This is a genomic window from Streptococcus suis (assembly GCF_002964575.1).
In the GTDB taxonomy this organism is placed as follows: domain Bacteria; phylum Bacillota; class Bacilli; order Lactobacillales; family Streptococcaceae; genus Streptococcus; species Streptococcus suis_R.
In genome coordinates this window covers 1-11,139 of record NZ_POQQ01000054.1, presented here as the reverse complement: position 1 = coordinate 11,139, position 11,139 = coordinate 1, and the positions used below count along the sequence as shown (strand labels likewise).

Sequence of the window (11,139 nt, the reverse complement as noted above, 5' to 3'; positions counted from 1 at the left end):
GTCTTATTCTCAGGCGATAAAGTTTCCCCTCTAAGACAATACCTGTGACTTCATACCACTTATCCTGTCGATATTCCAGAGCAGCAACCACCACTCCCATATTGTCTGAAGTCGTCAGAGTATTGGATATTCCCTTTCCCACTCGTCCCCTACGTTTTGTTGAGTCTGGATAAGCCAGATTGACAGAGTCTCCAAGAGTCGCCTTTGCATACCCTGTTTTTGTGGCTTCCTTGATTTTCAGAAATGGCAGCTCCTCCCTCAGCAAAATCTTTGGCACCTTGTCTCCACCTTGCATGGTGGTCAAGGTCGGTGATAAGCCAGAAATGTCAAATACTCTACCGGTCTGGTCAAAGCTAGTCGGCAGATTTCCTGCGACAACAACCCCGTGTTTGTCTTGACTGGTCAAAGTAAACATAGGGTCTTGATTGTCCTTAAATCGACGACCATGTTGGCGTTTTTCTAGTCTATCTGGTGTTAAGACTGGAATGGCGATTTTAGCTCCCTCTCCTTTACCTCTTGTTAGTGTAGGAGCAAGTCCATTCGTCAGATAGACTTCACCATTCAAACCACGTTTAGAGGGATTGATATTTCCTAGCCTTTCAAGATGAGCTGGGCTGTTTTCTCTTCTGAGAGGAAATATGAATCTGGAACGGTATCTTCTAGAATGTCCGATAATAAAGACCCGCTCTCTGTTTTGCGGGACTTGGAAGTTCTTACTGTTAAGCACCTGCCATTCGACATCATACCCCAATTCATCCATCGTGGAGAGGATTGTGGCAAACGTCCGTCCCTCGTCGTGATTGAGTAGGCCTTTGACGTTTTCCAAAAATAGAAAACGTGGTTGGATTTGTTTGGCCGCTCGAGCAATCTCAAAAAAGAGGGTTCTGTTGCAAAGTTTTAAATCTACTATCAAATAAGGTAGAATAATAGAAAAAGATAGCAGGAGGAATGACGATGAATCATTTTAAAGGAAAGCAATTTCAGCAGGATGTGATTATTGTAGCCGTGGGCTACTATCTTCGTTATAACCTTAGCTATCGTGAAGTTCAAGAAATCTTATATGATCGTGGCATTAACGTTTCTCATACCACGATTTATCGTTGGGTGCAAGAATATGGCAAACGACTCTATCAAATTTGGAAAAAGAAAAATAAAAAATCCTTTTATTCATGGAAAATGGATGAAACGTACATCAAAATTAAAGGAAAATGGCATTATTTGTATCGAGCCATCGATGCAGATGGTTTAACCTTGGATATTTGGTTACGTAAAAAACGGGACACACAAGCAGCCTATGCTTTTCTTAAGCGGTTAGTGAAGCAGTTTGATGAACCGAAGGTTGTAGTCACAGATAAAGCCCCCTCTATTACAAGTGCCTTTAAGAAACTAAAAGAATACGGCTTTTATCAAGGGACAGAACATCGTACCATTAAATACCTGAATAATTTGATTGAACAAGACCATCGTCCAGTAAAGAGACGCAATAAATTCTATCGAAGTTTACGCACTGCCTCTACAACGATTAAAGGCATGGAAGCCATCCGAGGATTATATAAGAAAACCCGAAAAGAAGGCACTCTCTTCGGGTTTTCGGTCTGTACTGAAATCAAGGTATTATTGGGAATCCCAGCTTAAATCATAGATACCGTAAGGGATTTTATTCTTTATTTAAAACTTTGCAACAGAACCCAAAATTACATATAGAGCTTTATTCTAAAAAGTAAACAGAAATGATATAATCAGTTACGTAAGGAGGTTTCAAGTATGTGCACTAGTATCGCAGTAGTAGATATTACTTTATCTCATTCATAATGAAAAAAATGGCAAGGAGAAGGTTATAATGAACCAGAAAAACCCAAAGGACACTCAAAATTTTATTACTTCTAAAAAGCATGTAAAAGAGATATTGAATCATACGAATATAAATAAACAAGATAATGTAATAGAAATTGGATCAGGAAAAGGTCATTTTACCAAAGAACTTGTCAAAATGAGTCGGTGGGTGGATTCTATAGAAATTGATGAGGACTTGTGTCAAGTCACCCAAAAAGTCGTGAAGCCTTTTCAGAATATAAAAGTTATCCATACGGATATTCTGAAATTTAACTTCCCCAAAAACAAAGACTATAAAATATTTGGTAATATCCCCTTTAACATCAGTACTGATATTGTCAAAAAAATTGCTTTTGAAAGCAATTCGAAATATAGTTACCTTATTGTGGAGAATGGTTTTGCAAAAAGATTACAAAATACGAAACGAGCTTTAGGTTTGCTATTGATGGTGGAATTGGACATAAGAGTTCTCAAAAAAGTGCCACGAGCATATTTTCACCCTAAACCGAATGTAGACTCTGTATTGATTGTTCTTGAACGACATCAACCATTGATTTTAAAGAAGGACTACAAAGAGTATCAATCTTTTGTTTATAAGTGGGTAAACCGTGAATATCGCGTTCTTTTTACTAAAAACCAATTCCGACAGGCTTTGAAGCATGCAAATGTCACTAATATTAATAAACTATCGAAGGAACAATTTCTTTCTATTTTCAATAGTTACAAATTGTTTCAGTAAATTAAAGTAATAAAGCGTTCTCTAATTTCACAAGAGAACGCTTTATTCTTCCTAAAAATTTTCAATATTTATTAATAAATCGGTTGTTTTAAAAGTAGGCACCTGTTATTGCAATAAAATTAGCCTAATTGAGAGAAGTTTCTATAGAATTTTTCATATACTTAACGATTTGTATATTATTTATATAATTGGCTGGTATTGAACGTTTGTCTAAAATCTTTTTCACTTCATCTGCAGTTGAACCTGCATATTCTCCATATGTTGCAATAACAAATAGATATTTGCAATTAAAAATAGAGCGTTCTAAAAAATCTCTAATATATGGCGGGATATTAACGTGAAAAACCGGGAATACAATACCTATCCTCTCGTCTGAGAACTCATATTTATTCTCTTTTATCATTTGTGGGATGGATATTAGTTTTCCACCAAGTCTTTTCGCAACATAAAGACTGTTTCCTGTTGCGGTAAAATACAAAATTGTCATTTCTGCTACCTCTCTTTAACTAATTAGGATTCAAAATTGATTTTTGATGCAGTTACACTTGCATCGGGTTTGAATTGTTATCTAGGTGTCATCATAATGAGTATTATACTTAAGAAAATTCAAAATGTAAGTACGCACATTTGTGACGTATACTATCCCAACGGATAGTGTAAAGGATGAACTAGATTTTGTTTAAACGTTAAATTTCTCAATTCCCTGTACAAATCTATCTTTATCCTCATCTCTCATTAATGGAATAACTGTAACACAGGATACATTCCTCATTTTTTACAGTGGCAATAATCAGTCTACTATGTTCAACTTCTATGAGAAAATATACTTCGTTTGGCTCTTTTTAACGAACAATACAAGAAAAATATCCTAATTATCTGTTGCTTTTTTACTACAAAACAATCGATTAGTACATTATTACCATACCTATTTAGCACCAAGGCAAGCAATTCTACAAATCACAATATAATCTGATTTATCACCCTATATCTAAATACTATTGTTGAACTTCAGTTTCTCTTATCTTAACCTTCCTTTCTGCTGTATTTGAGACGTCATAACCTCTTGAACATTTTCAAATTCTTTACTTATGACATATTCATCAAATACTTCAGTCCCATATTTAGAATCTGGTTCTGCAACGACAGAAACCACCTGCTCAATCCTCCTGTTATATACAGAGGGCTACTGGAAGAACAACTTCTGGCAGCATAACAATCAAAGGAAATTTAGTGAGTTTATACGACTACACTTTTCTTGACAATTCCAAAGTATAGATAATAAAAACCGCTATGCGGCAAACTCAAAAGGTCTTCACATAGCGATTATATCTAATAAAAATTCATTAATTTTTTTACATTTTCAACAACCAGAATGTATCATTAACACTTTTACATCCTTATTGCATAACTCAAAAATTACATAACTTCCAATTCTCTCATCAACTGTTCCCATTCATTAAAATAATTACCCTGACACCTTTTAACATCATCAATTGATTTTTGTATTTCCGTCAGTACTATATAATCAGAAGAATTGTTTGGTTCAGAAATGATTTTATTCAATCTTTCTAATTCTTCATCATATTGATTTATTAACACTTCAAGCTTTTCAATTCGTTTCTCCTTCTTAACCTTCTCCTTCTCAATGGAGTTACGATCGCCTTTTACTGTGTTATTTTTCTCTACTTTCTGCTCAACTTTAATGTTATTAAATGGCTTTTCAGAATTCATCCTTTTTTTCTCGTACTCACCATAAGTAGATTGTACAAACTCTACACCATCCTTATCAAAAACAAGTAATCTGTCAGCAATCTTATTAGTAAAATATCTATCATGTGACACAAAAATAATTGTACCTTGATAACTGCATAAGATATTCTCTAAATTCTCTTTTCCAATAATATCCATGTGGTTTGTCGGTTCATCTAAGATTAAAACATTAGTACGTTTATATAATAATTTACATAATGTCAATCTAACCTTTTCTCCACCTGACAAAGAGGACACCGGTCTAAAAACATCATCTCCACTAAACTGAAATGAGCCAAGAGCAGTTCTGACCTCTGTGTCATTTAGCTCAGGGTATTCGCTTTGAAAAATTTCGAATAGTGTATCATCTCCACTGATTTGAGCAAGCTGTTGGTCAAAATAGCTAATTTCAACATTGTATCCGAATTTAAAATCTCCAGACAATGCTGCCACATCACCCATAAGTGTTTTAAGCAACGTGGATTTACCAATACCATTACTCCCAACAATTCCAAGCTTCTGTCCCCTTTCAAGGTTGAAATTAACCTTTGCAAGAGGAGTATCATAGCCTATCACAAGTTCTGAAGCACTTAATACTTGCCTTGAACTACTGATTCTCGGTTGAAATTTAGACATATAAGTTTTTGTATCGTATTGGTCTGGTGCATTTAATATTTGCATACGCTGTAATAATTTAATTTTAGATTGCACCATTTTAGCTTTCGTAGGTTTATAACGAAAACGTTCAATCAAGCGTGTAATCCTTTCAATTTCTATCTGTTGCAAGTCGTAATCTTTTTGCTGTTTGATATGATTTTCTCGTTTTTGCTCCTCAAAGGCTGAATAATTACCTTTATAACATTTGGTCTCTCCCCATTCGATTTCATAAACCTTATCCACAATTCGATTAAGAAACATTCTATCATGGGAAATAATAACCAATGTAGATTTATAACTTCTCAAATAACTCTCCAACCATTGTATTGTTTCTATATCAAGGTGGTTAGTAGGTTCATCAAGTAATAGAATGTCTGGCTTTGTTAAAAGTATTTTTATAAAAGCTATCTTAGTTCGCTGACCACCTGAAAATTCAGAAATGGGTTTTTTATCATCTGCTTCAGTAAAACCCATACTACGAATCATCGTTTCATATTCTTTTTGGTAGGTTAGACCTCCAAGAGCCATATACCTTTCACTGATATCAGAGTATTCATTGATGATTTTATCATCATATTGATTCTCCATTTTATCTATCAGCTGTTTCATCTTGTTTTCCATATCAATAAGCGTCTTAAATACCGTACGGACTTCATCCACCATTGATATACTTTCATCTTCAAAAGGCATCTGTCTTAAATAGCTAATATAAGGGTTACCGGTCTTTATTACTTGAAACTCACTTTCACCAGTTCCTTCTTCTAATTCAATTTCGCCTATAATAGCTTTTAGCAAGGTTGTTTTTCCACATCCATTTCTACCAACAATAGCAATCTTTTCATTATCATTGATTTCAATACCGATGTTTTCCAACACCATATTACCATCATAGTAAACGGCACCATTAATTATTTTGTATTGCATTTTCATATCCTCCTTTGCGTTAGTACTAGCAATTGCAAAGGTGGCTTTGGACAATAATTATTCTACTCCATGTAAAGCTTGTCACAGCCACCTATACATGGAGTTCTTTAAATGTTACTATAGTTGTAGATTTCATTTGCTTCTACCTCCTATCGATTATTAATATAATTCAATTGCCACCTTATTGTACCAAGTCGCTAGCGCAATGGCTAGCCTAAGTTTTAGCTTACACCCTTTCTGGTAAAAGTAAAGTAACTGATCTGTTATCTCATCTGCCTTCCTTTCCTTTCTATTATTTTTTTTATAACAACGCCATTATATCATAAAGTGCTAATTTTATTAATTGCAACTTTTAAGGCTTCTATTTCGGTTTTAAGAGCTTTTTATAGCTTGTATAGTATTTAGTGTGTCAGTAGTGCTAATACCCCTTAAAAAGCTTTCTAGTAGATTTAAAACTTTGCAACAGAACCTTTTCATTTTTTTAAACTATTTAATACTAATGTCTTTATAATAGCTTTTCATATATTATATAATCAATCTTTATAAGTCCTTTTATAAATTTCTTTTCTACCATTTTCGATAAATTCCTGTTTAATATTTTTAATTCCATAAACAATAGTTTCAATAGGATAATATTCTTCAACTATATCTTGATATTCTTTTGCTTTCTCAATATCTATATTTCCATACATTCTTAATATATCTTCTCCAAAATTTGTTCCTATTTCTTCTTCACTATCTTCAAGTAAGTATATAAAATCACAATATTCATCTATAATTCCAGAATCTCCAAAATCAATTATTCCAGTTAATCTATTATTGCCATCTAACAATAGATGATTACAACTAAAATCATTATGGCATAAACACTTTTTACCCTCAAAAACTGTTGTTGCATTTAGTCTTTCCATAAAACTTTCTATATAATCTTTTTCTATATCAGTTAAATCATTATAAATAGTTTCACGCAACAATATATACTCTTCTAATACATTTTGTTTATTATCAATAGTACATTCACTAATATCTGTATAATCTAAACCGTGCATTTGTCTTAAAAAACTGGCAATATCTCGTTTTAACAAATTTTGTTCTTCTTCTGACATAGTAGAATAAATTTCTGGTGTTAAAAAAGTTCCTTTAATTTCTTTATAACCTAGTATAGATAATTCATCACTAATATACGAATATTCAATATTAGGAATTTTTACATTAGTTTCTAAATTTGTATTTAAAAAATTATATATTGCTTTTTCTTTTGCATAACCTTTTTTCTTATTAGTACTAAATTTTGTTTTAAAAATGTATTCATTATTAACTAAATATGCCACACTATCATAACCACTACCGATTATTTCAATACTATCTACTTTGAAATTATCAAAGTAATGCTCAATTAAATATTTCATTGCCTTAACATTTGTGGCATTATCATCATATCTATATTTTCCAATTGAGTTACGAGGTAATATACCTCTAATTTCATTTATAACATCAGTACTTTCCATACATTTACACCCCTTGCTTATGGTTAATAATCTTTGCTAATCTTTAAAAATAGTCATTTTCAACATATTTTTTATACATGTCCTCGGTATATCTTGTTATGTTCTTACCATACTCTGGATAATCAAACCCCAGTAGTTCTGCTACCTCTTTGGACACTTCCCTGAACAATTGGTGGCATATAAATAATGACTTCCAAATATTTTCATAGGAATCCATGCGATATGTAGATAATAATCTATTCCATAGATCTTCATCAATGTATTTGTTAATATACTTATAATTTTTCCCAACACTTAATGAAAATTCTGTCTTTATCCCAACCTTCCACGACATCATCCTAAGTAGTTCAAACCGTAGAATCTGGTTCAGATGATCGATTGCAAACAGTATCTCTTTGCGGCACAATCCTTTAATAACATAAGGTGTTACATTCCAAAATTCATTGCAGCAATCATCATACTCCCTTGCGCTTGGCTTTCTTACATGATAATCTATATCAGTCGGAACTATGTCCCTTTTAATTCTACAATCTTTATCAATTAGAACCTTTATTAATTTATCGCCCTTTAGGTAATTATCTAACTCTTCCAAGGGCAATAAGGTAAGATCAATTTTATTGTAATCATCAAATAGCATAAGATAGGAAAATCCCTTTTCTTCAGGTGGGAATAATTCCATATCCTCCGGCTTTTGCATCATTATTATATTCCCAAATTGATTAAGCCAGTCATCATTAGATATAAACGGTTCTATATCACTTACAAAATATGTAATATCATAATCCTGAAATTCATCTTTAGGTATATTAATATTTGCGCGTGACCCCTCAAGGGTCACAATTCGAATACGTTCATCCTGTTCTGCTAAAGAAAGTACTAAATCCATCATTTCTTTTTCTGATCTCATTTACATACTCCTCGTTTATTTTTTCTATATTATTACATCTTCTTTTTTGCCGATACAATCAGCATCATTGGGCGTCGCATTTCATCCGCCATCCCCGGAATATCCATCATGTTCTCTGGCGGCTGTGGCTCCACAATCTGATTTATTATAAAACTATTTGAAAGCAGTGTATTTAGATATGTGGTCAGTGTTCTATGATATTTTGTAACCTTCAATAAGGCTTACCCAGACAAGTTTGCGCCAGTAGAAGACTAACCAAGGATTGTGGGAAAGATTACTGGAAATTTTATGCCTATTGAACAGTAAAAACCTCTGAAGTTACTCTTGACTTCAAAGGATTATTTTTATGAAATTTTTATATATTGAATAACAGATTCAAACCCTTGTCGAATAGTTTCAATATCTGTTTCTGGAGCTTGTAAATCAATTATTTTTGTCATATTCCATCTCATCTTCAGTTACCCACATATGATTCTTAACTTCTTTTTGACCATTGGTTGGAGTGTAATTAACAACGTAAACAGTTCTTGTAATAGATTTATCTACTTTTGCTTCAGCTCCCATCATCCCATCCATGTGATCGGCATTCAAGATAACAGTATCGCCCTCATTTGCTACAGTCTTAGTATCTTTTAACTCTTCTTGTACTACCCATCGATGATTCTTAACCATTGGTCCCCCAGTTTTTGGCTTATAGCTTACTTCATAAATTGTAGTATCAAAGGCTCCTACAACTTGAGCTTTTGCACCTTTCATCCCTTTCATATGATCGCCTAGCAGTATAACATTACTTCCCACCGGGAATTTAGGGTGCGCAGCATCTTTCATTGAAGAAGGAACCATACCTTCATGATTCATTCCCTCATGATTCATTCCCTCCATACTATTCATTTTACTAGACGCTATAGAAGTCGATTCCTCGTTTGTACTTTTAGAATTATTCGATTCACTTTGATTGCTACACGCTCCTAAAAATACAATAATTCCAAGACTTACAAATACTAATTTTATCATCTTTTTCACTGTGTTCATCCTCCTTTAATTAATCACATTTAAGTCATCTCATAAATTTGTAATCCAAAAACTTCTTTTTTAATTGTAGCTATTGATAAGTCCTTCTTAGAAAAGATTACTACAGAATTTGATAAGATATCTAAATGAACTTTTTCGATACTATCTATTGAAATCAGTTGAAAAAATATTTTTTGACCAACATTCACATATTAGTTTAGCATTTTTTATCTATTTTTGAAATAAATAACTCTCCTCCTTTATTGAAATGGTAACTTTATAACAAATTTAGTTCTTAGACCTAATTTACTTTTTACAGTTATACTACCTTTATGCGCTTCAACAAAGCTCTTTTCAATACCTTTCCTCCTTTCGACAGACTACAATTGTAGTCGATTGATTACATTTGTAATTATATCATCAAAAAAAATGAGCTGTCAAGAAAAATATTCTCGACAGTTTTTTAATGTTTAAAAAATTCAAGAAGTAGGTGCAAAGTTCCTCTGTTGAAGCAATACGGTTTCTGATACCCCAGCGAACCGTCTCGATAAAACAGACACCGATAAGCTCCTGATAATATTCAATAGGTACATTACCCTTCTGGTATCCACTCTTTTGCATCAAGGTTGGATACAGTTGCTCTTTTAGATACGTTCGTAGTACTCTATGAAAGTAGGGAATTTCAGCTATTCTATAAGTCTACCTCAGTTCCTTCCAGGAAGCGAACGGTTATCTCTCCTTCAAGCCCTATCCTGATATGGTCTAGCACTCGGCACATATCTGAGTGATTGAAGTCTGTCTGCTCCTGCCTAATCAGGTCACTCAATGCTATGCTGTAGTGCTTATCAAGCAGGCGATTCTCTTCTAAGATTTTCTCCCACTTGCCCTCAAGCAAATCAATGTTCTCGCTCAGTATCTCTAACGCCTTTAGGAAAATCTGCTCAAGTGTCGCTTCATCCAAATGGCTACTGTAACACCCTTCAACTCCCTTGATGCGATAGCGGTTGTTACATTGCCAAACTTTACGTTTCCCTCGGCTGGTTGCCCAATTCTTTCGACCAAAGGCAGACCCACAGGCTTGGCAGAAAACCTTGGTGGTAAATGGGTTGTCCTCACTCTGCATGATATAAGACTTGAGCTGATGTTCCTCTCGATAAGTTTTGCGTCTAGCTATTTCCAGTTGAACAGTCTCCCAAATCTCCTCATCAATAATACCTTCGTGGCTATCTTCCACATAGTATTGATTGACTTGTCCATCATTTTGAATAGTTGTTATCCTAGTTGATTAAAAAAATCTCTGATTTCCTCATCTTTTATAAAATAATATATAATTTTCCCCTCTCTTCTAGTGTCCAAGATGTTTTGATTGGCTAGTTTACGAAGATGGTGGGAGGCAGATGCCATACTGAGATTTAATAAACAGGCTATATCGCAGACACAGAGTTCTTCGACGGCAAGGAGATAAAAGATGATATTTATCTGTTTATTATCGGTAAATTTTGATAAAATACGAAGTGATTTTTGGACTTTTTCCTTTTCAAGGTAGTTCGTTGCGGTTGTAACATTTTGTTGATTAATAACATCCACTTGACAGATACTATCTTTTTTCATAATTTTTTCTCCTAGCCTAACACAGCCCATAGCATGTCAAAGCTGTTGTTTTCAATCAGGATATACATCCCCAATCCTAAATAGACGACGGCAATAAACCATCTGCTATATTTTTCCAAAGTTTCTCCAACAGAAGGGACTTGTGCCAATTTTTGGGCAGAAAAAACCAAGAGATAAATCATGACTAGAAAAGTAAGTAA

General features: G+C 33.7%; 10 protein-coding genes and 5 pseudogenes. 2 read left to right on the top strand and 13 right to left on the bottom strand.

Annotated features, from left to right (window positions below; translation table 11 throughout):
• Nucleotides 1–883 (bottom strand): annotated as a pseudogene (locus C1E58_RS07360) (DNA cytosine methyltransferase); the annotation flags it as partial.
• Between the two features lie 71 nt (nt 884–954).
• Here C1E58_RS07360 and C1E58_RS07355 point away from each other — a divergent pair.
• Both C1E58_RS07355 and erm(A) read left to right on the top strand, forming a co-directional pair.
• A complete protein-coding gene (locus C1E58_RS07355; RefSeq protein ID WP_014293938.1) occupies nt 955–1,635 on the top strand; it encodes an IS6-like element IS1216 family transposase in 681 nt (226 codons plus the stop codon).
• Nucleotides 1,636–1,840: 205 nt separating this feature from the next.
• Nucleotides 1,841–2,572 carry a 23S rRNA (adenine(2058)-N(6))-methyltransferase Erm(A) gene (gene erm(A) / locus C1E58_RS07350; protein WP_002360844.1) on the top strand — a complete coding sequence of 244 codons (732 nt, stop codon included), beginning with the start codon at nt 1,841–1,843 and terminating at the stop codon, nt 2,570–2,572.
• A gap of 124 nt (nt 2,573–2,696) precedes the next feature.
• On the opposite strand, the gene C1E58_RS07345 is transcribed toward erm(A), so the two are convergent.
• The 12 genes and pseudogenes from C1E58_RS07345 to C1E58_RS07300 all read right to left on the bottom strand — a co-directional run.
• Entirely contained in the window at nt 2,697–3,059 is a 363-nt protein-coding gene (locus C1E58_RS07345) for an EFR1 family ferrodoxin (RefSeq protein WP_024378353.1), read from the bottom strand.
• Between the two features lie 531 nt (nt 3,060–3,590).
• Complete coding sequence (locus C1E58_RS12515; RefSeq protein WP_002415371.1) at nt 3,591–3,725, bottom strand: hypothetical protein; 135 nt, start codon at nt 3,723–3,725, stop codon at nt 3,591–3,593.
• Nucleotides 3,726–3,988: 263 nt separating this feature from the next.
• The gene (optrA, locus tag C1E58_RS07340) at nt 3,989–5,956 is read right to left on the bottom strand and encodes an ABC-F type ribosomal protection protein OptrA (RefSeq protein ID WP_105209901.1); all 1,968 of its coding nucleotides are present in this window, start codon (nt 5,954–5,956) and stop codon (nt 3,989–3,991) included.
• Between the two features lie 479 nt (nt 5,957–6,435).
• Nucleotides 6,436–7,350: pseudogene (aph(2'')-Ia, locus tag C1E58_RS07335) on the bottom strand (aminoglycoside O-phosphotransferase APH(2'')-Ia); the annotation flags it as partial.
• Nucleotides 7,345–7,410: pseudogene (locus C1E58_RS12550) on the bottom strand (adenine phosphoribosyltransferase); the annotation flags it as partial. The pseudogenes C1E58_RS12550 and aph(2'')-Ia, both read right to left, overlap by 6 nt.
• Before the next feature lie 43 nt (nt 7,411–7,453).
• Nucleotides 7,454–8,317, bottom strand: a complete 864-nt coding sequence (locus C1E58_RS07330) for an aminoglycoside nucleotidyltransferase ANT(6)-Ia (protein WP_002294505.1) — start codon at nt 8,315–8,317, stop codon at nt 7,454–7,456.
• 32 nt (nt 8,318–8,349) lie between these two features.
• Nucleotides 8,350–8,529: pseudogene (locus C1E58_RS07325) on the bottom strand (class I SAM-dependent methyltransferase); the annotation flags it as partial.
• A gap of 211 nt (nt 8,530–8,740) precedes the next feature.
• Complete coding sequence (locus C1E58_RS07320; RefSeq protein WP_170243550.1) at nt 8,741–9,349, bottom strand: YdhK family protein; 609 nt, start codon at nt 9,347–9,349, stop codon at nt 8,741–8,743.
• Nucleotides 9,350–9,369: 20 nt separating this feature from the next.
• Nucleotides 9,370–9,559 (bottom strand): annotated as a pseudogene (locus C1E58_RS07315) (hypothetical protein).
• A gap of 460 nt (nt 9,560–10,019) precedes the next feature.
• The gene (locus C1E58_RS07310; protein ID WP_416367538.1) at nt 10,020–10,562 is read right to left on the bottom strand and encodes a zinc ribbon domain-containing protein; all 543 of its coding nucleotides are present in this window, start codon (nt 10,560–10,562) and stop codon (nt 10,020–10,022) included.
• Nucleotides 10,563–10,600: 38 nt separating this feature from the next.
• Nucleotides 10,601–10,939, bottom strand: coding sequence for a Cd(II)/Zn(II)-sensing metalloregulatory transcriptional regulator CadX (cadX, locus tag C1E58_RS07305; RefSeq protein ID WP_000711078.1), 339 nt, complete (start codon nt 10,937–10,939; stop codon nt 10,601–10,603).
• 11 nt (nt 10,940–10,950) lie between these two features.
• The coding region (locus C1E58_RS07300) for a cadmium resistance transporter (RefSeq protein WP_193441741.1) at nt 10,951–11,139 on the bottom strand (189 nt) is incomplete at its 5' end.